Genomic DNA, 23866 nt, shown 5'->3' with positions numbered 1-23866 from the left:
CCCAGGTCGAGCCCACCCACCCGGTCGTAGAGCCCGCTCGCCGCCGTGAGCATGAGGATCTTGACCGTCGCGCGCCGAGCCACCAACGCCCGGCAGACGGCGTCGCCGTGGATCCCCGGGAGGTCTCGGTCCAGGATGACGACGTCGTAGGGCCCGTCGAGGGCAGCAGGCAGCGCGAGGGCGCCGTCATGGACGGCGTCGACACGGAACCCGTCCACGCGCAACGCGTCTGTGAGCGTGTCCGCCAGGTCACGGTCGTCTTCGACGAGCAGCAGCCGCGTCATGAACCACACCCTTCCGGCGCAGCACGTCCGCACCGTCTCAGAGGGCCGTCACGCCCCTGCCCGGGACGGCCCGCACCTGCACCTGCACCTGCACGATCGTCGCGCCCCACCCGTGAGGCACACGTGAGGAACTATCTCATACCGGGCTAACGCGGCGTTGGGTAGACCTGCCTGTGGCGTCGACCGTGCCGGGACCTCTGGCAGGCGGTGACCAGGGGAAGGACGACGACATGAGGACCACGACAGCCCGGAGACTCAGCGTGATGCTGGCCTCCCTCACCCTGACCGTCTCGGTCCTGGCTGGGTGCGGCGATGACCCGACGGGCGGGGGCACAGGCACGACGGACGAGCAGCCCAGGTCGACCGGCGACGAGGTGCTCGCAGGGAGCATGACCGAGCTGTTCGCCCAGTACCTGGACAGCGACACCGTCTCGGAGTTCGAGCGTGACGTCCTCGAGCGGGCCGCCGAGACCGGGACGATCCCCCAGGCCGACTACGACGAGGCCTTCACCAGGTACCAGCAGTGCGTCTCCGACCTCGGGTACACGGAGACTTGGACGAAGCTGCCCAGCGGCGTCAACCAGGTCACGCCACCTCTGCTCGACTCGCAGGAGGCGGCCGACAGGTACGCCGAGCAGGCGACCGGGTGCGCCACAGGCACCATCATGCTCATCGAGGCCTTGTTCAACCAGCAGCAGGTCAACCCCGACCTGCTCTCAGACTCTCGCGCGGTCGCCGTGAGCTGCCTCCTCGAGGGTGGGATCGTCGACGCGTCGTACACGGTCGAAGACCTCGACCGCGACCTCGAGATCCCGCCGGAGGCCAGCTTCGACGTCTCAGACCCCGCCGCCAACGCCTGCCTGTCCTCTGCTGGCTACTCGATCGCCGTGCAGTAGCCAGGGGGCGTGATGATCAAGGGAATCAGCGTGCCGACCGGTCGCGCCTACCTCGGGGCCTGCAGACGAGGGCGGACGACCTCGTGACACGAGACCGTCCCCGTCGTTCCGGGACCTTCTTCACCTTCGCTCTCGTGACGGCCGTCGCTGGCGGCGCTCTCGCGGCGACCCTGCTCGTCACAGACGAGCCGCCCGAGGCTCTCCGCGCAGCCTCGACACCCACCGAGGCCGCCACACAGCTCGTAGAGTTCGACGACCGCCGCAGCGTCGAGGTGTCGCTCGCGGTGTCGGACGAGACACCGTTGACCGTCAGTGCCTCCGGCGTGGTCACGGCGCTGAGCACGAGCGCGGGTGGGACGATCACCTCCGGCTCCTCACCGCTCGAGGTCGCCGGTCTGCCCCTGCTGGCACTGCACACGGGTATCCCGCTGCACCGCGATCTCTCCCAGGGGATGCGCGGCAGCGACGTCCGGTCCCTCCAGGAAGAGCTCGCGAGACTGGGATATGCCGTCACCCCGGACGGCAGCTACGGTCCGGGGACCTCACGCGCGGTCCGGCAGCTGAAAGAGTCGGTCGGCCTGAGCAGACCGGACAGCACGCTCGCACTCACCGGGGTCGTCTGGCTCCCGGCCGAGTCGGTCACCACGACCGGGTGGGATGCCACCCTGGGCTCGACCCTCGCCGCAGGAGACCCCTGCGGGACCGTCCCCGGGCAGCTCACCGCCGTCACACTGGCCAGCGCGCCGGTCTCGCTGACGCCGGGCGAGCGCACGCTGACGCTCTGGGGGCACAGCACGAGGCTTGCCGATCCTGTCCGGGCGACGGCACCGGAGTTCATCGCGGCGATAGCCTCCACGAGCGACTACGCAGGCCTCCAGGGCGAAGAGGAACCCCAGCACCCGGTCGCGACGCTCTCGTTGACCGAGCCGTTCTCCGCACTCAAGGTCCCCCCGACAGCGCTGTTCGCGATCGACGGGGACGACGCATGCATCCAGTCTGGTGACACGCCGATCCGGGTCACGGTCCTGGGGGCTGCGCTCGGGTCGACCCTGGTCGGGCTCGTCGGGGACACCGCGCCACCACCGACGGTGCGCGTCGGCCCGGGGATCACCGCCGCGGGATGTCGGTGATGGCAGGCTCTCGACAGTCGTCCTCCGTCCCGGCGGACCTGCCGGACGCCACGACAGCCCGCCTGAGCGCCGAGTCCCTGGGGCACAGGTTCGCGGGGACGTCCATGCTCTTCACCGACGTGTCGTTCGACCTGCGCCCCGGGGAGGTCCTCGGGGTCTGCGGCCCCTCCGGCTGCGGGAAGTCGACGCTCTTGTCGATCCTGGCGGGCTGGGAGTCCCCCGTCGTCGGCACCCTCATCCGCACGGGGATCACCCGGACGGGGTGGGTCTTCCAGAACCCCTACGGGGTGGCGCGTCGGAGCGCGCTCGACCACGTCACCTTCCCTCTGCTGGCTCGGGGCTACGCCCGACGAGAAGCAGAGTCTGCCGCGGGTGCGACGCTCAGGCTCTTCGGCCTCGACGACGTCGTCGACAGACCGTTCAGAGCGCTCTCGGGAGGGGAGGCACAACGACTCATGCTGGCTCGGGCCGTCACCGTGGCCCCCGACCTGCTGCTCGTCGACGAGCCGACAGCTCAGCTGGACACCCGCACGGCCCACACCGTCAACGCTGCACTCTCCAACATCGCAGCGAGCGGGTCCATCGTCGTGATCGCCACGCACGACCCGGACACCCGTGCCGCGTGCACCCGGGTGATCGACATGCCGACGTACGCAGACGCTGCGTCATGAGAGCCTCTGCCGTCCTCAGCGAGGCGTGGCGCAACCTCCGCTCTGGGACGTCACGAGCCCTCCTCCTGTCCACGCTCCTGGTCGCTGTGACGGTCCTGCTCGGGGTCGCAGACATCGTGACGGTCCGTTCCCTCCAGGAGAAGGCCGGGCAGTACCTGGGCAGCGGCGCAGCCATCCGCACCGTCAGCATCGAGGCGCTCGTCGATCCGCTGAGCTGCGGGGCGCTGGGCGACGTGAGCACCGTGCGCGCCACCGGCGCCCTTGCCGGCGCGACGCCGATCACCACCACTGCACTCCCTCGAGCACCCCTGCCAGCGTTCAGCGTCACGCCGTCGTTCGCGGCGGTCCTCGGTCTCGACCCCGCGCAGGCCTCGGGCGTGTGGATCTCCGAGACTCTGGCCCAGACCCTGCATGCAGACCTTGGGACGAACCTGGACACCGCACGAGGTCCGCTGACGATCAGCGGGATCTTCGCCTGGCCCGACGACGGGCGCGACAGCCGCCTCGCCTCTGCGGTCCTCGTCCCCGACGTCACCCAGGAGAGGTTCGACGAGTGCTGGGCGGCGGTCTGGCCGACCTCGGAGGAGACCGACGACCTCCTCCGGTTCGCAGCGGCCCCAGGGGCGCCGGCCGACAGCGCCGTGACGGTGGGGCAGGTCAACCGGAACTTCGGGACGAGCTTCGAAGGACACACCGAGTACCTCGACCGCTCCACGCGGCACATCCTCCCGGTCGGTACCGTCGCAGGGTTCTTCATCGCCGTGACCAGCGTGCGTCTGCGCCGCCTCGAGCACGCCGGGGCACTGCACGCCGGGCAGTCGAGAGCCGCGTCTGCCGCCGTCTGCTTTCTCGAGACTCTCGTGTGGAGCGGAGTCGGCGCTCTGGTCGCAGCGGTCACGCTGCTGCTCACCGCACGCAGCATGTCTGTGGACGGCGGGCTCGTGCCCGCAACGACCGGGCTCCGAGCGGTCTGCGCCGCCGCGGCGAGCGCACTCCTGGGGTCGGCGGCCTCGATCGCCCTCGTCAGGGAGAGCCACCTCTTCAGGTACTTCAAGGACCGGTGACCCGACCTCCCGCGCGAGGACGGCGGGGCTGCCGCGTCTGCGACAGCCCCGCCGTGGTCGAGCACCTGTCCGGAGAGATCTGGCCTGCCTCTCGCGCAGTCGTGGTCATCCAGCGAGAGCCACCCTCACCCCAGCGTCGACGGCAGCTCCCGCTGCTCGCCCAGCACCTTCTCGGCGAGGAAGGCCAGCACGACCTCGTACCAGACGATGGCGTTCTGGGGCGTGAGCACCCAGTGGTTCTCGTCGGGGAAGTACAGGAACCTGTGCTCGGACTCGCCGTTCTCGTCGGCGGGCAGCCCCGACTTCGCGAGGAGCTCGTACCAGAGGCGCAGACCCTCGCCGATGGGCACGCGGTAGTCCTTGTCGCCGTGGACGACGAGCATGGGCGTGACGATCTTGTCGACCGAGAGGTGCGGGGAGTTCTCGCGCGCCATCTCTTCGGTCATCTCCCGCTCCCAGTAGAAGGAGTGGTCTGTCGTCGGGCCGAACTGGTCGAGGGCCCACAGGCTCGCGTGCGTGACGATCGCCTTGAACCTGTCGGTGTGCCCGGCGACCCAGTTGGCCATGTACCCGCCGAAGGACCCGCCCATCGCGGCCGTGCGGGTCTCGTCGATGTCGTCGCGGGCCTCGGCGACATCGGTGATCGCCATGAGGTCCGTGTACGGCGCGGCGCCCCAAGCACCCCACCCGCGCTGGATGAAGTCCTGCCCATAACCCGTCGACAGCGCGGGGTCGGGCAGCAGGACCGCGTAGCCCTGGGCCACGAGGATCCACGGGTTCCAGCGCCAGCTCCACGCGTTCCACGAGTTGAGCGGGCCGCCGTGGATCCACAGGACGAGAGGTGCGGGGCTGTCGGGCCCGGCGCCCTCGGGCAGCGCGAGGAAGGCCCGGACGCGCGAGCCGTCGTCGACGGTCGTCTCGACCTCGGTGAGCGTCCCGGGGAGCGCCGGGGCCGTCGTCGGGCCCTGGAGCGTCACGGAGGTGACGGGTGCACCGCTCGAGCGGGCCGCAGCGAGGTCGATCGACACGGGGGTCGACGGCTCGAGGTAGCTGACGCGCAGCGCGTAGACGGTCTGGCCGTCCGGGGACACCTGGACGTCGGTGAAGGTCGCGTCGTCGGCGGTGACCTGGGTGACGGTCCCGTCGAGGGTCACGTGGAACACCGGGCCGCGGCCGTCGGAGTCGGCTGTGACGAGCAGCCCGCTGCCGTCGGGCAGCCAGGTGACCGACCCCGGCCAGCGGTCCCACCCCGTCGCGAGCGGGCGGACGTCGCCCCCGGCGAGGTCGACGAGGGCGAGCGTGATTCGCGGCGCCTCGTGCCCGGAGCTGCGGCTCTGCTGGACGAAGGCCACCGTGCGGTTGTCGGGCGAGACCTTCGGCCCGTGCGCCTCGGAGGCTCCGTCGTCGACGAGGATGCGGCGGCTGCCCGTGGCGACGTCGACGGCGGCGAGGACAGTCCGCTCGGCGCCGCGCGGCTCGGGGACGTTGATGGTGGTGACGACAGTCGTGCCGTCGGGCGAGAGCACCGCGGAGGTCTCGCGCAGCGCGGTCTTGACGTCGTGGGTGAGGTCGCGGAGCGAGAGCCGCGGGTCCCCGGGAGCGGCAGCGCCGTCGAGCTCGGCGAGGTCTGCGGCGAAGAGGTGCGGGTCGGAGGGACCGAGGTCGTGGTCCCAGTGCCGGACCGGGTACCCGGTGTGCAGGATCGCCGACACCTTCTTCTTCGAGCGGGCGGCGCGCAGCTCGGCGTCGTGCTCTTCGTCGCGGGCCGACGGCAGGACACCTCCGGTGAGCACGACGGTCGACGCGTCGCGCGCGGTCAGCGGGCTGCCCACACCGCCGGCGCGGGAGGCGACGACCCGAGCCTCACCGCCCGTGGCGGGCAGCAGCCAGAGGGCTGTCGTCGCGTCGTCGTCGGACTGCGGGTCGGGCCGTCCGGAGGTGAAGAGCAGGTCGCCCGAGGGGGTGAAGATCGCACCGCCCTCGCCCTTCGCGGAACGGGTCAGGCGACGGGCGGGCTGCTGCCCGCTGGGGTCGACCTCCCAGAGCGCTGTCGCGTACGCGGTGCTGTCGGTCGAGAGCGTCGACACCGAGGTGACGAGGCGCGTGCCGTCGTGGGAGAGCACGAGACCGCCGACGCGCGGCAGGGCGACGTACTGGTCGAGGTCCGTGAACGGGGCGGGCTGGTCCGGTGCGTGGTGAGCGTCGTGTGTGGTCACCCGTCGTTCCTATCACGGAGGCCGCCCGAGAGGGGCTGTGAAGTGTCGCCCGCGTCACACCTGGCTGGGATGCCTGTCACGTCCTACACTCCGAGGACAGAACCTCACCAGGGGCTCGCCAAGCGCTCACCAGGGGGCAGCGTGACGGTTGGCAGCACGCACGACGACGCGCAGACAGCGTCTGCGCCGCGCCTCTCGGTGCTCGCGGCGCGTCTCGACACCGCAGTCGGCGTCGACCGCCGCCGGACGACGGCTGCGTACCAGTCGGGGTTCGCCGTAGCAGTCGTGGTGGTCGCCGCGCTGGTCTTCGCCTTCGACCGCGACCTCTTCGTCAGCGGCACCTTCGTCGCCGGGCTGGTCCTCGCGGCAGTCGCGAGCGCCACTGCCTTCTCGCCGTGGCTGCCTGACACGACCCTCGGGCTGGCGCTGGTCGCGGGGGCGGACTTCGTGGTCGTCGCGCTGCTGTCCTTCGCCCCGGGCCTGCAGTACTCCGTCCTCGAGGTGCTCGTCCTGTTCCCCTCGCTCTGGCTGGCCTTCGAACGCCTGTGGCCCGGGGTCGCCGCCGCGGTGCTCGCGACCCTCGCCGTGGTGGTCGTGCCGGACGTGGTCGACGGGGCGGCGCTCGACCTGAGCTTCTGGTTGCACACCTTCGTGCTGCCCTTCATCGTCGGGGCGGTCGCGGGGGTCGCGGCCCTGCTCACCGAGTACCGCTACAGGCAGGAAGAGCTGCTCGAGCAGGAGCGCGCCCGGCTGACCCAGACGCTCCGTTCGAGCCAGACGACCTCGCTGCTGCTCGAGACCGTCCTCAACACCATCGACACAGGCGTGCTGGTCGTCGACGCCGAGGGTGGTGTGCTCATCACGAACCGCAGGCAGCAAGAGCTCATGGAGCTCGCCCGCCCCCAGACGCCGGACGGCACCTGGGCCGTCTACGACTCGGACCGCACCACCCTGGTCCCGCCCGAGCGGATGCCCTCAGCCCTGGCGCGCGAGGGCGAGATGGTCACCGCGGCCTTCTTGTGGTTCGGTCACGAGAGGTCGACGCAGCGGGCGCTGCTCGCCACCTCGCAGGCGATCTTCGACGGGGCCGGAGAGGTCTGGGGTGCCGTGGTCGCCAACACCGACATCACCGACCTGGTGTCGGCCATGCAGGTCAAGGACGACTTCGTCTCGACCGTCTCCCACGAGCTCCGCACGCCGCTGACCTCGATCATCGGGTACCTGGAGCTCATCGAGGAGGGGCACGAAGACGGGGAGTACGACCTGCCCGACGAGGTCCACGGGCAGATCGAGGTGGTGGCTCGCAACGCCTCGCGGCTGCTCGCCCTCGTCTCCGACCTGCTCACCACGGCCCAGCACGCCTCGGGCACCCTCGCGCTGCGCATGACGGCCGGCCGGCTCGACGAGATCACCCAGCAGTCGGTCGACGGTGTGGCCGACAGGGCGCGGGCCCGCGGGGTCGCGCTGCGCGTCGACGTCCGACCCACGCCCGAGCAGCTGCTCGACAGGGCACGGATCACCCAGGTCCTGGACAACCTGTTCTCGAACGCCCTGAAGTACACCCCGCGTGGTGGGACCGTCGAGATCGACGTGACCGCCCACAGCGACCACACGTCGCTGCGGGTCCGGGACACCGGGATCGGCATGAGCGAGAGCGACGTGAGGTCGCTCTTCGCGAAGTTCTTCCGTGCGGAGTCGGCGCGCAGGGCTGCGATCCCGGGTGTCGGGCTCGGGCTGGTGATCTGCAAGGCGATCGTGGAGGGGCACGGCGGGACGATCGTCGTCGACTCCTCGCTCGGACAAGGCAGCACCTTCGAGGTGCGGCTCCCGCTCACAGCTCCCCCGCAGGCCGGTCCTTCGCAGGCAGGATGACGGCCACGTATCTCGACCTGTGGGGTCTGGTCCAGGACGGGCGGCCCGTCGACACCCCGTCGAGCGTGCTCATGCCTGTCCGCCGCGGCGACGAGCGCGCGATGCTCAAGGTCGCCCACGTCGACGAGGAGCGTCGGGGCGGCGGGGTCATGGCCTGGTGGGCGGGCCGGGGCGCTGTGCGCGTCCTCGAGCACGACGACACCGCCGTGCTGCTCGAGCGCGCCGTCGGCCCGAGGTCGCTCGCGATCCCCGTGGCGACAGGTCTCGGGACCGCCGGGTGGGAGCACGAAGACCAGCACGCGACCGAGGTGCTGTGCGAGCTGGCCCGAACCCTGCACGCCGTCGACGCGGCCGAGCCGGACCGCCCACCGGGTGTCGTCCCGCTCGACCGATGGTTCCGCGACCTGCTGGCGGTCGAGGGCACCCTCCGGGGCTTCCTCCACCGCAGCGCGGTGACCGCCCGGGAGCTGCTTGCCGACCCGTGGGACGAGACCGTCCTGCACGGCGACCTGCACCACGGCAACGTCCTGGACACCGGCACCGTGCAGTCCGCACAGTGGCGCGTGATCGACCCCAAGGGACTCGTCGGCGAGCGCGGCTTCGACTACGCCAACATCGTCTGCAACCCCACGCCCGAGGTCGCGGTGAGCCCCGGGCGGCTCGAGCGTCAGGTCGAGGTGATCTCCGCTGCGGCCGACCTGGACCGCGACCGTCTGCTGCGCTGGGTGGTCGCGTGGACGGGGCTGTCGTACGTCTGGCACACGAGCGAGGGGACCGGGCCTGACGGGCCGAGCCCGAGCGCCACGGCGGTCCTCACGGTCGGTCGCACCGCCGAGCAGCTGCTCCGAGACGGTCAGCGCCCGGCGCGGTGAGCCACCATCCCCGTCAGCGCCCGTCGCGGTCCGCGAGCTTGGCAAGCATCTGGTTGTACTCGTCCATCTCGACGTCGCCGTCGCGGTCGACCTTGCGGTCGCGGCGCTTGGCGACACGGTCGTCGTCACGCGACCACGACAGCGCGACGAAGACCGCGAGCAGGACCGTCGGGATCTCGCCGACACCCCAGGCGATGCCACCGCCCGTCTGCTGGTCGGCGATCGCGCTCTCGCCCCACGGGCGCCCCATGAGGCCGAACCACTCGGGCACCATGAGGATCTCGCCGCTCATGAGCGTCACGCCGAAGAAGGCGTGGAAGGCCATGGTCGCCAGCAGCAGCAGGAGCCGCTGCGCGTGCGGCGGGCGCGAGGGCCCAGGGTCGATGCCGATGAGTGCGTTGGCGAAGAAGTACCCGGCCATCGTGAAGTGCACGGTCATGAGGATGTGCCCGATGTGCGTCGAGAGCGCGTACTCGAAGGCCGGGGTGTAGTAGAAGATCACCATCGACCCTGCGAAGTTCAGCGCGGCGACGATCGGGTGCGCGAAGAACCGTCCGTAGTGCGAGTGGATGATGATCAGCAGCCACTCGCGGGGTCCCCGGGTGCCGTCCTTGCGGGCCGGCAGCGCGCGCAGCGCGAGCGTCATGGGCGCGGCGCTGACCAAGAAGATCGGCACGACCATCGCCAGGACCATGTGCTGGAGCATGTGGGCGCTGAACAGGACCGCGCCGTAGACGACGGGCCCGCCGTTGGTCACCCAGAACATGACGAGCATGCCGACCACCCACGACAGGGTGCGCCAGACCGACCACGCGTCGCCGCGCTTGCGCAGCCGCAGGACCCAGCGCAGGTAGACGACCAGCCCGGCGACGCACGCGAAACCGAGCAGCACGTCCCAGCGCCACTCGGTGAACCAGCGCGCGACCGTGGGCTCGGGCGGGAGCTCGTGCCCGGTGATGAGGTAGGCGGGGCTGGGGTCGGTCGGCGGGGCGTTGTCGTCGGGCGGGTTCGTGCCACCGAGAGCCACGGCGACACCGCTCACGGCGCCCATGACGAGCAGCTCGGCGCAGGCCAGGCGCCAGAAGAGACCGGTGGTCTTCGGCGAGGCGGGGGTGGTGTCGGCCGCACGGGCGGCCGTCGTCGCCGTCGCGCCGACGGCCGTGACGGCACCGAGGCGCCCGACGACCCACTGCCTGTGCGCCCACCCGAGACCGCCGAGCACCAGGAACAGGGCGGTCTTGGTCAGGACCAGCACCCCGTAGTCGGTGCTCAGCCCGGAGACACCGCCGAGCCGCACCGCGGCGTTGACGAGGCCGGAGAGGGCGACGAGCACGAAGCACCAGGACGCGACCGGCGAGAACCTCGAGACGGTGACCGCGAGCGCCTCGCCGTCGAGGGCCCGGCGCACCCGCAGCAGCGCGATCGAGGCGAGCATGCCGATCCACAGACCGGCCCCGACGAGGTGCATGAACATCGAGGACACGGCCAGCTCGTGGCTGGTCGAGCCTGAGGCGTGCCCCATGAGCGACTGGATGACGAGCGGCACGAGGGCGAGCACGAGCGTCCAGGCAGCGCCTGTCGGTGTGGTGACGAGCAGCGCGAGGACGGCGACGACCGCCACGATGAGCGCGATCGCGAGCAGCGCCCGCCCCGAGGGGATCTGCGTGAGGTACACGCCGAGCTGTTCGCCGAAGCCCTCGGCGGAGAGGGTCAGGCCCACGGTGTTGGCACCTGTGAGCACCACGCGGGCGAGGGCGCAGACCGCCCACACGCCTGCTGCGGCTCCGGCCGTGCTCAGTGCGGTGTCGAGCGGGCGGCCGGGTCGCACGACGAAGACCGCGAGCATCAGGGACCCGAGGGTCACGGCGAGCGACAGCTCGGTGAGGACCGTGGTGAGCGGCAGGCCCCACCGGACGACGGGCCCGGGGTCCTGCAGGAGCTGTGAGGCGAAGGCTGCGGAGAACACCCCGCCGAGGGCGAGGGCGACGATCGCGACCAGCACGGCGAGGGGAAGGGTCCAGGTCAGCGACCTGGGGGCTGCGGGAACCACCGGGGCAGGCGTCTGCGCACCGCGCGAGGAGGTCGGGCGGTGGGTGGAGGGGCGCTGCGCCCGGGTGCGGTCCTGCTGTCCTGCGGTCACGTCTCCAGGGTAGTTCGGGCGGCTGAGAGCGGCGGACCGGCGGGAGCCGGTGCTGTGGACGAGGACGCTCCTGCACAGGGTTCGCGCGGCTCCTATGGGTACCTGAGCATGGGGAGCGCGGTCCATCGCGCGGACCCGCCCAGAGCACCTCCCGCTGGCATACTGAAGGCCGCTCCCGACGAAAGGCGTCACCCCATGAGTGCAGGTGAAGGCGGCATCACCCCCGCTGACCTCGACAAGGCCTCGACCCTGCTGCACAGGGTCGCGACGGTCTTCGACCAGAAGGTCGTCGGGCAGGAGTCGCTGCGCACGGCGCTCGTCAGCACGCTCATCACGGGCGGGCACATCTTGCTCGAGTCTGTGCCGGGCCTGGCGAAGACGACGGCGGCCGAGACCCTCGCGGCGTCGGTCGGCGGCAGCTTCCACCGCATCCAGTGCACGCCGGACCTCATGCCGAACGACATCGTCGGCACGCAGATCTACAACTACGGCGAGGGCTCCTTCACCACCCAGCTCGGGCCCGTCCACGCGAACCTCGTGCTGCTCGACGAGATCAACCGGTCGAGCGCGAAGACCCAGTCCGCGATGCTCGAGGCGATGCAGGAGCGCCAGACCTCGATCGGCGGCGTCGAGTACAAGCTGCCCGACCCCTTCATGGTGCTCGCGACGCAGAACCCGATCGAGGAGGAGGGCACCTACATCCTCCCCGAGGCGCAGATGGACAGGTTCCTCGTCAAGGAGGTCCTCACCTACCCGGCGGCCTCGCACGAGGTCGAGATCCTCGAGCGGGTCGCGTCGGGCCGTCAGAGCGCGCCGATCACCGCCGAGCCCGTCTCCCTCGACGACGTGAGGTTCTTGCAGGGCCTCGTCGACGACGTGTACGTCGACACCTCGATCAAGCGCTACATCGTCGACGTGATCAACACGAGCCGCTGCGGCGGGCCGCGCCCGGTCCCCGGGCTCGCGGCCCACGTGCGGGTCGGTGCGAGCCCCCGCGGCAGCATCGCGCTCATGCGTGTCGCGCAGGCGCTCGCCATCCAGTCGGGCCGCAGCTTTGTCATCCCGGACGACGTCAAGGCGACCCGGCACGCTGTCCTGCGCCACCGTCTGGTCCGCACCTTCGACGCCCTCGCGAACAACGTGCAGCCGGAGCAGCTCATCGACGCGATCTTCGACGCAGTCCCGACCCCGTAGGCCCTCTCATGGACTCCACCTCACGGCTCGCGCAGGTCAGGGCGAGGCTCGACCTCCCGCTCGCACGCCGTGCGTCGGGGCTGCTCGAGGGACGCCACCGCTCGATCCTCAAGGGGCACGGGCAGGACTTCGACGACCTCTCGCTCTACACACCGGGCGACGACGTCGGCGACATCGACTGGAAGTCGAGCGCCCGCGCGGGCATCCCGGTGATCCGGCGCTTCGCGCGGCAGTCCAACCTCAACCTGGTGATCGTCGCGGACACCGGCCGCAACATGGCGGCCCTCGCTGCCGGCGGCGAGGAGAAGTCCGAGGTCGCCGTGTTCATGGCGTCTCTCGTGGCGTACCTGGCGCGCGACCGCGGGGACAGGGTCGCGCTCGTCGCGGGCGACGCGGAGCGGCTGGTCCAGCGGCCGCCGCGCTCGAGCACCCAAGAGCTCGAGCTCATGCTGCACGTCCTCGCGGGTGCCTACGACGTGGACGCCCCGGCGAGCGACCTCAACAGGCCGCTCGAACGGGCGATGAACGCCTTCCAGCGTCGGTCGCTCATGCTCGTCATCACCGACGAGGCGCGGCCCGAGCCTGGCCACGAGCAGCTGCTCCGCCAGCTGCGGGTGCGCCACGAGGTGATGGTGCTCGCGGTGGCCGACGCCTCGGCCCTCACCCTCACCGGAGGCGCGACGAGCAAGCCTGTCCGCGACGTCGACGCCGACCTCCAGCTGCCCCCTTTCCTGCAGCGCCGTCGCGCGCTCCAGGCCTCGGGCGAGCAGGTGGTGCGGGCGCGGCGCGACATGGTCGCCGAGCTGCTGCGCCGCCAGCAGATCCACGGGATGACCGCTACGGGCTCCGACCATGCGGTCGTCCAGCTCATCGACCTGCTGGGGAGGCAGAAGCGTGCCGATCGATGACCTCGTCGGGCCCCAGGCCTTCAGCCCGTGGTGGGCGATCACCGGTGTGCTCGTCATCGCCCTCCTCGCAGCCTGGGTGATCGTGGTGCTCGTGCTCACCCGGCACCGCCCGCCGGCCCCGCAGCCGCAGGACCCGAGCACGGTCCTGTCCCCCGGCGCCGACCCCTTCCGCGACCTGCGGACCACGTACCTCTCGCAGGTGGACGAGGCGAGCCGCGCCTTCCACGCCGGGGAGATCGACGTCCGTGAGCTGCACCTGCGCCTGAGCACGATCGTGCGCGGCTTCGCCGGGAAGCGGCGGGGTGTCGACACGACGGTCATGACCCTGACGGACATCGAGCGGCTCACGGGTGCTGGGAGCCTGGCGACCCTCATCGCGTACTACTACCAGCCCGCGTTCTCCGAGGCCACGACGGCCACGGGCGTGGAGAGCATCGACGGAGCGAGGACGGTGATCACGACGTGGTGAGTGCAGAGGGCATGCTCGCAGACGGGCTGGTCGCCGCGGCGCAGGCGGCCGCAGGGCTGGTCGCCGCGCCCCAGGACCTCGCCGCAGAGTCGGTCACCTCGTCGATCGTGTGGCCCTGGGTGGTCCCGGTCGTGGTCGCCGTCGTCGTGGTGGTCGGCGTGGTCGCGTGGTACCTCACGCACCGTCCCCACCCGGTCAAGGACGAAGAGGCCGTCTGGGTCGCGAACTCCGGCTACGTGGAGCACATCCCGCAGATGACCTCGTGGGTGCGCCGCTACAGGGCGCTCCAGTGGGCCGGCGTGGGCGCGGTCCTCGTCGCGGCGGTCGCCGCAGGGTTCCTCGCGGCGCGGCCCGTCGACATCACGACGAGCCAGGGCAAGCTCGCCACCCGCGACATCGTGCTGTGCCTCGACGTGTCCGGCTCGATGATCGAGTACGACCAGCAGGTGGTCGACGTGTTCTCCGAGCTGGTCGACAGCTTCGAGGGTGAGCGGATCGCCCTGTCGATCTTCAACTCGACGTCGCGGACCGTCTTCCCGCTGACCGACGACTACACGCTCGTCCGGGAGCAGCTCGAAGAGGCCAAGGCAGCCCTCGACCCGCGGCTGCTCGAGTCCGACGACATGGAGCTCGTCGACAGGTACCTGCGGCTGACCGCGGGGACCCTGGGCAGCATGGAGGGCTCCTCGCTCATCGGCGACGGCCTCGCGAACTGCTCGCTGCAGTTCGACCAGGAGGACTCCGAGCGGTCCAGGTCGATCATCCTGGCCACGGACAACGACCTGCTCGGCACCCCGATCTACACCCTCCAGCAGGCCGTGGACCTCGCAAACTCGCGTGACGTGACGGTCAACGGCCTGTACGGGGCGGCCGAGGGCGAGTCCGCGGACAGCCCTCGTGCCAAGGAGTACGGAGAGGCCCTCGAGGGCGCCGGCGGGATGTACTTCTTCAGCGACGACCCGCGCGCCGTCGAGGCGATGGTCGCCGACGTCCAGTCCCAGCAGGCCGTCGACCTCGACGCCGCCCCCGAGATCTCGCAGGCGGACAAGGCCGGGCCGTGGCTCTGGGTCGCGCTCGTCGGTGTGACCCTGCTCGTCCTCGTCCAGTGGAGGTTGCGCGAATGAGCCTGCACCCGCTCCTGCCCGTCGCCGTCCTCCTCGTCGTGGTCCTGCCGCTGCTCGTGGTCACGGCTGTCCTCGCCGTGCGCGGTCTGCGTGCCGGGTCGTCGACGGGCCGCGCCCAGGCCGCCTCGTGGACCGTGAGGTTCTTCCTCGTGCTCGTGGTCGGCGTCATGGGCCTCGGCCCGAGCGTCCCGCGCACCTCGACAGACTCCGCGGCCGCGGCCGTCGACGTGTTCTTCGTCGTGGACCGCACAGGGTCGATGGCCGCCGAGGACTACGACGGCCAGGCCAAGCGCCTCGACGGCGCGAAGGCCGACATCCTCAGCGTCGTCGACGAGATCCCCGGCGCCCGCTACTCGATCATCTCCTTCGACTCCCAGGCGACCCGTCAGCTGCCGCTCACGACCGACACCCGGGCGGTGAGGTCCTGGACCGAGACGACCGACCGGGAGCTCACGTACAGGTCGCGCGGGTCCCTCGTGGACCGCCCGCTCGACGAGCTCGGCCGCGCACTCCAGGGCTCGGTCGAGCAGCGGCCTGCGAACGTGCGGCTGGTGTTCTTCCTCAGCGACGGCGAGAACACCGCCAAAGGTCAGCGCGCCTCGTACGCCGACCTCGCCCCGCTCGTCGACGGCGGCGCCGTCTTCGGCTACGGCACCGAGGAGGGCGGCCAGATGCGCTCCCTCGACTTCTCGGGGGACGGCGACATCGAAGAGGGCGACTACATCGTCGACTACGCGACAGGCTCCCCGGGCGTCTCGAGGCTCGACCCGGCCGAGCTCCAGGCTGTCGCCGACGAGCTGGGCGTCCCGTACCTGCACCGCACGGCTCCAGGCCCCACGACCGAGGTGACCGCCGGGATCGACCCCGACGTCATCGCGACCGACGGGCGCCGGGCCGTGACGTCCTACCAGCCCCTGCTGTGGCCCTTCGCGGTCGTGCTCACCCTGCTGCTCGGCCTCGAGGTGTGGGGGTCTGGACGGCGTATCGGACGAAAGGTGGGGCTGACGCATGGCTGAGAGCACAGGACCCGAGCAGGCACCCCAGCACCCCGACTGGCCTGCCACAGGCATCAAGCGCACGAAGACGGAGCCCGACCTCCCCACGCACGCCTCCAGGCGGTCTGCGCGCGGGGGTGCCGCCAAGGCCCAGGGAACCGGTGGCGCCGCGACGTCTGCGGCCGAGGCCGCGACGGCCCGCGACCACCTCGCGCACCAGGCCGCCGAGCGTGCCGCCCGCGAGGCTGCCGACGCGAGCCTGCAGGCACGCCGTGCCAGGCTGCGCCGACGCCGGAACCTGCTGCTGTGGTCGTCGCCGCTGATGGTCGTGGCGCTCGTGGTCGTCGGCAAGGCGCTGTCCGTCCCGGTCATCGCCAACGGCGCGAAGGACAGCTTCGACGAGCAGGGCTACGTGGAGGCTGCCGCGGACTACCACCGCCTGCAGACGTGGGACGTGGCCGAGCAGTGGAAGGTGTCCTTCAACGAGGGCACCTCGCTGCTGGCCGCCGGAGACCTCGACCCTGCCGAGACCCTCCTCGACCAGGCGCTGTCCGAGGTCCCTGCGATGCCCGAGGACCTCACCCCGTACTCGGACGCCGAGCTGCGCGAGCTGCCGGCCTGCCTGGTGCGGACCAACCTCGCCGTCCTGCACGAGACGCGCGCCGAGGGCAAGCACACCGATGCCGACGCGCTCGTGGAGGAGATGAAGGAAGAGCAGGAGGCGCTCGACGCCCTCGGTCCTGACGGTCCGACCGACGGGTCGGCCGCCCCCGACCCCGAGCCCTTCCGTCTCGACGCGATCGCCACGTACCTCGAGGCCGAGGAGCTGTACAGGACGGCCAACGCCGTGCGGATCGAGGGCGGGTGCCCCGACGTCGACGAGTCGCGCGAGCGTGCGACGGGCCGGGAGACCGAGGCTCGCGAGAAGCGCGAGGCCCTCGAGAACCCGCCGCCCCCGGAGGGTGGTGGCGGTGAGGACGACCAGAGCGACCCGCCCCCGGAGGGCGAGGAGGGCGAGCCGCCCCCGCCGGACCCCGCCGAGCAGGAGCGCCAGGAAGAGCTCCAGGAGCGCGCGAAGGACGCCGAGCTCGACAAGCAGCAGCAGGAGGGATACACGGACGACGGCGAGCCCTTCGACGGAGGTACGCCACAATGGTGAGCGTGACCGATGACGTGAGCACACCGACGACCATCCGCTCCAACTGGGCGGGGAACCTCGAGTACAGGGCAGCCCGGCTGCTCCGGCCGACGACCCTCGAGGAGGTGCGCGAGGCCGTCACAGCCGGCGGCCCCGTGCGGGCCGTCGGGTCGAGGCACTGCTTCAACGACATCGCGGACACGACGGGGACGCACCTGAGCCTCGAGAGCTTCGAGCCCGTCGACGCGAGCACGCTGACCGTCGACACAGACGCCCACGGGGCGACCACGGTGACGGTCTCGGGCGGTGCCCGCTACGGCGACCTCGCGACGGCGCTCTACGCGCACGGCTACGCGGTACCCAACCTCGCGTCCCTGCCGCACATCAGCGTCGCCGGGGCGATCGCGACCGCGACCCACGGCTCGGGCGTGACCAACCAGGGCCTCGGCGGGGCCGTCGTGGCCCTCGAGATCGTCACCGCGACGGGCGAGGTCCTGACGGTCCGGCGAGGCGACGGCGCTGCGGAGACCTCCGGGGACGCAGGATCGGCCGCAGCCGCAGCCGCAGGCTCGGCCGGAGCCGCTGAGCTCGATGCCGACACCGACAGCGCCCCCCTGCCCTTCGACGCAGCCGTGGTGCACCTCGGTGCGCTCGGCGTCGTCACCCGCGTGACCCTCGCGGTCGAGCCGACCTTCGACGTCCGCCAGGACGTGTTCGTCGACCTCCCGTGGGAGGCCTTCGAGCGTGACGCGGGCGCTGTGCTCGGCGCCGCGTACTCGGTGAGCGTCTTCACCACGTGGCGCGACGACGCGATGGACCAGGTGTGGCTCAAGAGCCGCGTCGACGAGATCGAGACCCGTCCCGGGGGCGCACTGGCCCTCGGCGAAGACTTCCACGGAGCCCGCCGCTCCCCCGTCCCGCTCCACCCGCTGCCGGGGATCTCGGCCGAGAGCTGCACCGAGCAGCTCGGTGTGGCCGGTCCCGCGCACGAGCGTCTGGCCCACTTCAAGATGGACTTCACGCCGAGCAACGGTGACGAGCTCCAGAGCGAGTACATCGTCCCGCGCGAGCACGCCGTGGCAGCCGTCGCGGCGGTGCGTGCCCTGCGCGAGCAGATCGTGCCGCTGCTCCAGGTGACCGAGATCCGCACGATGGCGGCCGACGGCTTCTGGCTCAGCCCGAGCGGCGCGCAGGACTCCGTCGGCATCCACTTCACGTGGCTCCAGAGGCAGCCCGAGGTCGAGGCGCTGCTCCCGGTGATCGAGGCCGCGCTCGCGCCCTTCGACGCCCGCCCGCACTGGGGCAAGCTCTTCACGACAGACGCGGCGCGCCTGGCCGAGCTGTACCCGCGGCTGCCCGAGCTCCGTGCCCTCGCGGCCCGTCTCGACCCCGAGGGTGTGCTGCGCAACGACTACCTGGACCGGGTGCTCGGCTAGACGGCTACGGGTTCTCGGCACGTACCCGGGCGCCGGGGCATCCGGACCCGGCAGCCAGCCGCACCTGGCACAGCGTGCCGAGCCCCAGCCCGCGACGTAGCGTGGCTGGCATGGATCTGACGAAGTACGGCCACGCCTGCGTGGTGCTCAGCAAGGACGGGCGCAGGCTCGTCATCGACCCAGGGGCCTTCACCGAGGACGGCGTGATCGGCGACGCGGAGGCCGTGCTCGTGACGCACGAGCACCCCGACCACCTGAGCGTCGAGGCTCTCGACGCCGCGTGGGCTCAGAACCCCGGGCTGCGGGTGTGGACGACGGCTGCAGTCGCAGAAGTCCTCGGCGACCGGGACGGTCGGGTCACAGCCGTCGCCGACGGGGACACGTTCACCGCGGCCGGCTTCGACGTCACCGCTGTCGGCGAGTGGCACGCGGTGATCCACCCCGACGTCCCGCGCATGCAGAACGTCGGCTTCGTGGTCGACAGCACGGTCTTCCACCCGGGCGACGCCTTCACCATGCCCGGACGCCCGGTCGAGACGCTGCTGACCCCGGCCCACGCGCCGTGGTCCAAGCTGCAGGAGATCATCGACTGGGTGCGGGCGGTGAGCCCCGTCCGGACCGTCTCGGTCCACGACGGTGCGCTCAACGACCGCGGTCTCGGCCTGGTCAACCGGATGCTCGGCGCCGGTGGCCCTGGTACCGGGGCGCAGCACCTGGTGCTCGCCTCGGGCGAGACGGTCAGGCTGCCGTAGCAGCAGTCGACCCGCGCGGGGAGCACCCGCGCGGGTCGTCTGTGGTCGAGCACCTCGACCGAAGAGCTCTTGCTCAGAACACAGGCTTCCCACCGGTCACGCCGATGACCGTGCCGGACACGTAGCTCGCGTCGGGCGAGGCGAGGAACACGTACGCCCCGGCGAGCTCGCCCGGCTGGCCCATGCGGCCGAGCGGGGTGTCCTGGCCGAAGCTCTTGACCTTCTCCTCGGGCATGGTCGAGGGGATCAGCGGCGTCCAGATCGGTCCTGGTGCCACGGCGTTGACGCGGATGCCCTCAGGCCCGAGGTCGCCCGCGAGGTTGACCACAAGGTTGTTGAGCGCGGCCTTGGTCGAGGCGTAGTCGAGGAGCGCCTCCGAGGGCTGGTACGCCTGGATGGAGGTGGTGACGATGATCGACGCACCGCTCTCCAGGTGCGGCCTGGCCGCCTGGATCAGCCACAGCGTCCCGAAGACGTTCGTCTCGTAGACGCGGCGGACCTGCTCGGGCGAGTAGTCCTCGAGCCCGCCGGGCTGGGCCATCTGGTACGCGGCGTTGGCCACGAGCAGGTCGATCCCGCCGAGCTCGCGGACGACCTGCTGCACGAGTGCGTCGTTGGCGGCGGGGGTGCGGACGTCGACCTCGACGGCCAGGCCGCGGACACCTTCGGCCTCGACCAGCGCGATGGTCTGTGCGGCGTCGTCACGCTCTTCGGGCAAGTGGCCGATCGCCACGTCCGCGCCCTCGCGGGCGTAGGCGATGGCGACGGCGCGGCCGATGCCGGAGTCACCGCCGGTGATGAGGGCTCGCTTGCCCTTCAGCCGGCCGTGACCGACGTAGGACGTCTCGCCGTGGTCGGGGGTGGGGTCGAGGGCCGAGGTGGCCCCGGGCCACCGGAGGTCTGTGGTCGTGGGTGTGGTCTCGTCGCTCATGCTTCAACGCTAGGCGCAGGCCCGGAGCCTCGCACGGCGGCCTGTGTGGACGCGGGCGTGGGTGGTCACCGTCGTCTGCGCGCGCACCGCCGCAGCTCAGCCCTCGCCGCCGAGCGTCCCCGTGAGCCGCGCGTGCCGGGCTGCCGAGACGTCGTCGAGCCCGCGGATCGTCACGGTCGTGCCGCGGCGGGCGTAGCGGGTGGTGATCGCGTCAAGGGTCGCGACCGTCGACGCGTCCCACACCTGCGCGCCGGAGAGGTCGACGACCACCTCCGACGGGTCGCGGGCGTAGTCGAACCTGGACACGAGGTCGTTGGACGACGCGAAGAACAGCGCCCCGGTGACCGTGTACACGCGGGCACCCGACGGGTCGTCCGAGACGACGACGTCGGTCAGGTGCGCGACCCGGCGGGCGAAGAGCAGCGTCGCGACGAGGACCCCGGTGACCACCCCGATGGCGAGGTTGTGCGTGGCCACGACCACCGCGACGGTGACGACCATGACGGCGGTCTCGCTCTTGGGCATGCGCCGCAGCGTCGAGGGCCGTACGGAGTGCCAGTCGAAGGTGCCGACAGAGACCATCACCATGACGGCGACGAGGGCGGCCATCGGGATCACGGCGACCACGTCGCCGAGGCCGACCACGAGCGCGAGCAGGAACACCCCGGCGAGGAAGGTCGAGATGCGGGTGCGTGCCCCGGAGGCCTTCACGTTGATCATGGTCTGGCCGATCATCGCGCAGCCGCCGATGCCGCCGAAGAACCCGGTGATGACGTTCGCGGCGCCCTGGCCCCATGCCTCGCGAGTCTTGTCCGAGTGGGTGTCGGTGACCTCGTCGACAAGCTTGGCGGTCATGAGGGACTCGAGGAGCCCGACGACGGCCATCCCGAGCGCGTAGGGCGCGATGATCCGCAGGGTCTCGAGTGTCAGCGGGACGTCGGGCAGGAAGAGGGTCGGCAGCGAGTCGGGCAGCGCGCCCTCGTCGCCGACTGTCGGGACGTGGACGGCGAAGACGACCGTCGCGGCGGTCAGCAGCACGATGGTGACGAGCGGCGCGGGGACGGCCGTCGTCAGCCTGGGCAGCAGCACCAGGATCGCGATCGCGGCGAGCACGAGCGGGTAGACGAGCAGCGGGACGTCCACGAGGTGCGGCACCTGCGCGATGACGATGAGGATCGCGAGCGCGTTGACAAAGCCGACCATGACCGAGCGTGGGATGAAGCGCATGAGCCGGGCGACGCCGAGGACCGCGAAGAGCACCTGGACGACCCCGGCGAGGATGACCGTCGCGACGAGGTAGTCGACCCCGTGCTCCCGGGCCACGGGGGCGATGACGAGGGCCACGGCGCCCGTCGCCGCGGAGATCATCGCGGGGCGCCCGCCGAGGAAGGCGATCGAGACGGCCATGGTGAAGGAGGCGAAGAGCCCGAGCCGCGGGTCCACGCCCGCGATGATCGAGAAGGAGATGGCCTCGGGGATGAGCGCGAGCGCGACGACGAGCCCGCCGAGGACCTCGGTGCGCAGGCGGCGCGGCGAGCGCAGCGCGGCACGGACGGAGTGCGCGGCGTCGGCCTCGGGCGGCGCGGCAGGCCGGGGCGCGGTGGGGTGCTGAGGAAGATCTGGCACTGAGGTCCTCACGGGGTGCTGGGCGCGCGGGCACGAAGCGGGCGGCGAGCGAGGGAAGATGGGTGGTCGGCAGACGACCGACCGACGAGACTCTACCCTAACGTCAGGGTAGAGTCGTCAGGCGCCCGGCGAGGGCGACGGCAAGGAGACGACGACTGATGACCGCCCCCGAGGCACACGACGCGGCGCACGAGCAGGGCTCGGCGAGGACGGCGACGCCGACGCCGACGCCGACGATGCACATCGGCGCCCTCGCAGAGCGCACCGGCATGTCGCTGCGCACCCTGCGGCACTACGACGAGACCGGTCTGCTCAAGCCGTCGGGTCGTTCGGAGGGCGGCTTCCGCCTCTACACCGACGACGACCTTGCACGCCTCCTCGTCATCCGCCGCATGAAGCCTCTCGGCTTCAGCCTCGACGAGATGGCTGACCTGCTGGAGGTCGTCGACCAGCTCCGCGCCAGCGCAGGAAGCACAGGCAGTGCCGACGGTGCCGACAGCGCCAGCAGTGGCTACAACGCCGCAGACACCCACGGCTCGCTGCGCGCGCGGCTCGACGCCTACGTCGAGTCAGCCCAGGAACGCCGCGCAGAGCTCGCCCGCAAGCTCGACATGGCCGACGAGTTCATCGCGCTGCTGCGCAGCACGTAGGCGGACCGCAGCCCAGCACGTAGGCGGACCGCTGCGCAGCAGGTAGGCGGGCGGCAGCGCAGCACGCAGCCGTCCTCAGCGAGGGGCGCACGCTGTCCGCAGACGACCGAGCTGTCCGACTGTCACGACCTCAGCCACTCCTACGACCGCACGCTCAGAGAGAGAACAGCATGCAGCGCAGACCCCAGAAGGACCCTCTGGGCCCGGGTCGACCTCGAGGGGCCTACCCGATTGCGAGCGCGGCCCGGCGGTTGCCGCTCGACGCGTGGCTCGCCGTCCCTCCAGGACCCACCAGTCCCGGTGCGTCCGACACCGTCCTGCGATCCATGGCGTCGAGCTACGGGATGATGCGCGGTCTCGCCGCCGTCTGCCTGGGGACGTCCGGCGTCCTGGTCGCCGGGTCGATCCTGGCAGTCCTGACAGAGACCCGTGGTCCGGCACCGTGGCTGCTGCTCGCCGCTGCAGTCCTCGGGATCTGCGGCATCGCGACGCTCCGCGGTCGCACGGTGCGCGGTGTGCCGTCCGACTCGCCGGCCGCCTACCGCGGGGCGGGGACGGTCTCGTCGGGTGTCGGCGCCGGCCTGATGATGGGCGCGGTACTCTCCGCGATCGCGCTGCCTCTGACCTCGTCGTCGTTCCAGGAGGGCGCCGCTGACGTGGCAGCAGCGCTCGCCCTCCACGCACTGATCATCGCCCAGGCCTTGTGCGTCTTCGCCGTCCCGGCCTGGTTCGTCCAGCACGCCGTCCGTGACTTCCGGGCCGCGGTCCTGCGCGACCCTGATCTGTACGCCAGCCTCGACCAGCTGTCCCGGACGTGGGACGCACCGTACGAGACCCGCGAGTTCGGCCCGCTGTAGCCTCCACGACCACCCGGCCAGCGGGTGAAAATCTGGCCAGAGACCCTTACCGCGGTCGCACCACGTACCGGCGCGCCACCCGGTCGGCGGCCACCCGCCCCCGGTCGCTGACCTGCCCCATCGCGCCGCGCCAGGCGCCCGAGCCGTCCGCCTCGTCCCTCTCACCACCCTCGCGCGTGGCTTGCCCTCCGAGCACCTGCACCCTTGTGACGTGGCACACATCCCAGACCCGTCGTAGCGTGGGCTGATCACTCCGGGGGGAGAGTCGTCCCTCCGGACCCATCGCTGGAGACGACCATGGCTGCCACGGAACCCCGGGGCGCCACGCACGCACCGGGTGCTGGCGCCAGACGCTGGCTCGGTCGCGGTCTCACGAGCCTCGGGGCCCTGACCGTCGCCGGTGGTCTTGCCGTCGCCCTCTCCACCTCAGCCCAGGCCGACGAGACGACGCCCTCGGCGGGCCCCGCCCAGGGCCTCCTCGTGCAGGGAGTCGTAGACCTCGGGGCCGGGGTCGGCGATCTCGGAGACGCGCTCGCCGGAGCCGTCGGAGGTATCACCGCACCGGTGACCGACGTGGTGACGGGAGTCGTGCAGGGTGTCGTCGCCCCTGCCGCACCGGCCCCAGCGCCGCAGACCCCACC

22 protein-coding genes are annotated in these 23866 nt (G+C 71.5%); 17 read left to right on the top strand and 5 right to left on the bottom strand.

What is annotated here, in order from left to right:
• Window positions 1–284: response regulator (locus tag HZZ10_RS16465; protein WP_179914336.1), on the bottom strand; the 284-nt coding region annotated here is incomplete at its 3' end.
• Window positions 285–514: 230 nt separating this feature from the next.
• On the opposite strand from HZZ10_RS16465, the gene HZZ10_RS16460 reads away from it, so the two are divergent.
• The 4 genes from HZZ10_RS16460 (at window position 515) to HZZ10_RS16445 (ending at window position 4045) form a co-directional block, all read left to right on the top strand.
• Window positions 515–1180: a hypothetical protein gene (locus HZZ10_RS16460; RefSeq protein WP_179914335.1), complete on the top strand. Its 666-nt coding sequence runs from the start codon at window positions 515–517 to the stop codon at window positions 1178–1180.
• An 83-nt stretch (window positions 1181–1263) separates the two neighbouring features.
• A complete protein-coding gene (locus HZZ10_RS20105; RefSeq protein WP_179914334.1) occupies window positions 1264–2310 on the top strand; it encodes a peptidoglycan-binding domain-containing protein in 1047 nt (348 codons plus the stop codon).
• The gene (locus tag HZZ10_RS16450; protein ID WP_179914333.1) at window positions 2310–2981 is read left to right on the top strand and encodes an ATP-binding cassette domain-containing protein; all 672 of its coding nucleotides are present in this window, start codon (window positions 2310–2312) and stop codon (window positions 2979–2981) included. Before HZZ10_RS20105 ends, HZZ10_RS16450 begins: the two co-directional genes overlap by 1 nt.
• Window positions 2978–4045 (top strand): hypothetical protein, encoded by a 1068-nt coding sequence (locus HZZ10_RS16445; RefSeq protein WP_179914332.1) that lies wholly within the window; start codon window positions 2978–2980, stop codon window positions 4043–4045. The genes HZZ10_RS16450 and HZZ10_RS16445 overlap by 4 nt, the downstream gene beginning before the upstream one ends.
• A gap of 125 nt (window positions 4046–4170) precedes the next feature.
• Here the strand turns inward: HZZ10_RS16445 and HZZ10_RS16440 are convergent, their stop codons facing one another.
• Entirely contained in the window at window positions 4171–6261 is a 2091-nt protein-coding gene (locus HZZ10_RS16440; RefSeq protein WP_179914331.1) for a S9 family peptidase, read from the bottom strand.
• 141 nt (window positions 6262–6402) lie between these two features.
• Between HZZ10_RS16440 and HZZ10_RS19905 the strand changes: the two genes are divergently transcribed.
• Complete coding sequence (locus HZZ10_RS19905) at window positions 6403–8133, top strand: sensor histidine kinase (RefSeq protein ID WP_179914330.1); 1731 nt, start codon at window positions 6403–6405, stop codon at window positions 8131–8133.
• Window positions 8130–9005, top strand: a complete 876-nt coding sequence (locus HZZ10_RS16430) for an aminoglycoside phosphotransferase family protein (RefSeq protein ID WP_179914329.1) — start codon at window positions 8130–8132, stop codon at window positions 9003–9005. Before HZZ10_RS19905 ends, HZZ10_RS16430 begins: the two co-directional genes overlap by 4 nt.
• A gap of 13 nt (window positions 9006–9018) precedes the next feature.
• Here HZZ10_RS16430 and HZZ10_RS16425 read toward each other — a convergent pair whose 3' ends face one another.
• Window positions 9019–11145, bottom strand: a complete 2127-nt coding sequence (locus tag HZZ10_RS16425; protein WP_179914328.1) for a bifunctional copper resistance protein CopD/cytochrome c oxidase assembly protein — start codon at window positions 11143–11145, stop codon at window positions 9019–9021.
• Between the two features lie 195 nt (window positions 11146–11340).
• On the opposite strand from HZZ10_RS16425, the gene HZZ10_RS16420 reads away from it, so the two are divergent.
• The 8 genes from HZZ10_RS16420 (at window position 11341) to HZZ10_RS16385 (ending at window position 19161) form a co-directional block, all read left to right on the top strand.
• Window positions 11341–12339, top strand: a complete 999-nt coding sequence (locus tag HZZ10_RS16420) for an AAA family ATPase (RefSeq protein ID WP_179914327.1) — start codon at window positions 11341–11343, stop codon at window positions 12337–12339.
• An 8-nt stretch (window positions 12340–12347) separates the two neighbouring features.
• The gene (locus HZZ10_RS16415; protein ID WP_056127145.1) at window positions 12348–13247 is read left to right on the top strand and encodes a DUF58 domain-containing protein; all 900 of its coding nucleotides are present in this window, start codon (window positions 12348–12350) and stop codon (window positions 13245–13247) included.
• A complete protein-coding gene (locus HZZ10_RS16410) occupies window positions 13234–13716 on the top strand; it encodes a hypothetical protein (protein ID WP_056127143.1) in 483 nt (160 codons plus the stop codon). The genes HZZ10_RS16415 and HZZ10_RS16410 overlap by 14 nt, the downstream gene beginning before the upstream one ends.
• Complete coding sequence (locus tag HZZ10_RS16405; protein WP_179914326.1) at window positions 13710–14840, top strand: VWA domain-containing protein; 1131 nt, start codon at window positions 13710–13712, stop codon at window positions 14838–14840. Before HZZ10_RS16410 ends, HZZ10_RS16405 begins: the two co-directional genes overlap by 7 nt.
• Entirely contained in the window at window positions 14837–15856 is a 1020-nt protein-coding gene (locus tag HZZ10_RS16400; RefSeq protein WP_056127139.1) for a vWA domain-containing protein, read from the top strand. The genes HZZ10_RS16405 and HZZ10_RS16400 overlap by 4 nt, the downstream gene beginning before the upstream one ends.
• On the top strand, window positions 15849–16994 hold the full coding sequence (locus HZZ10_RS16395) for a hypothetical protein (RefSeq protein ID WP_179914325.1): 1146 nt from the start codon (window positions 15849–15851) through the stop codon (window positions 16992–16994). The genes HZZ10_RS16400 and HZZ10_RS16395 overlap by 8 nt, the downstream gene beginning before the upstream one ends.
• The gene (locus HZZ10_RS16390) at window positions 16988–18409 is read left to right on the top strand and encodes a D-arabinono-1,4-lactone oxidase (RefSeq protein WP_179914324.1); all 1422 of its coding nucleotides are present in this window, start codon (window positions 16988–16990) and stop codon (window positions 18407–18409) included. The genes HZZ10_RS16395 and HZZ10_RS16390 overlap by 7 nt, the downstream gene beginning before the upstream one ends.
• A gap of 110 nt (window positions 18410–18519) precedes the next feature.
• Window positions 18520–19161 carry an MBL fold metallo-hydrolase gene (locus tag HZZ10_RS16385; protein WP_179914323.1) on the top strand — a complete coding sequence of 214 codons (642 nt, stop codon included), beginning with the start codon at window positions 18520–18522 and terminating at the stop codon, window positions 19159–19161.
• Between the two features lie 73 nt (window positions 19162–19234).
• Here the strand turns inward: HZZ10_RS16385 and HZZ10_RS16380 are convergent, their stop codons facing one another.
• Both HZZ10_RS16380 and HZZ10_RS16375 read right to left on the bottom strand, forming a co-directional pair.
• Entirely contained in the window at window positions 19235–20092 is an 858-nt protein-coding gene (locus tag HZZ10_RS16380) for an SDR family oxidoreductase (protein ID WP_179914322.1), read from the bottom strand.
• A 96-nt stretch (window positions 20093–20188) separates the two neighbouring features.
• Window positions 20189–21718 carry a SulP family inorganic anion transporter gene (locus HZZ10_RS16375; RefSeq protein ID WP_373367342.1) on the bottom strand — a complete coding sequence of 510 codons (1530 nt, stop codon included), beginning with the start codon at window positions 21716–21718 and terminating at the stop codon, window positions 20189–20191.
• 236 nt (window positions 21719–21954) lie between these two features.
• Between HZZ10_RS16375 and HZZ10_RS16370 the strand changes: the two genes are divergently transcribed.
• The 3 genes from HZZ10_RS16370 to HZZ10_RS16360 form a co-directional block, all read left to right on the top strand.
• Window positions 21955–22368: a MerR family transcriptional regulator gene (locus HZZ10_RS16370; RefSeq protein WP_228087715.1), complete on the top strand. Its 414-nt coding sequence runs from the start codon at window positions 21955–21957 to the stop codon at window positions 22366–22368.
• Window positions 22369–22694: 326 nt separating this feature from the next.
• Window positions 22695–23225, top strand: coding sequence for a hypothetical protein (locus tag HZZ10_RS16365; RefSeq protein ID WP_179914320.1), 531 nt, complete (start codon window positions 22695–22697; stop codon window positions 23223–23225).
• Window positions 23226–23522: 297 nt separating this feature from the next.
• A partial coding sequence (locus tag HZZ10_RS16360; RefSeq protein ID WP_218928889.1) for a hypothetical protein occupies window positions 23523–23866 on the top strand: 344 nt, incomplete at its 3' end.

It is taken from the genome of Sanguibacter inulinus (assembly GCF_013415325.1).
GTDB lineage: Bacteria > Actinomycetota > Actinomycetes > Actinomycetales > Cellulomonadaceae > Sanguibacter > Sanguibacter inulinus.
Note: the sequence above shows the minus strand (reverse complement) of the source record. Positions and strands in the feature narration are given on the sequence as shown.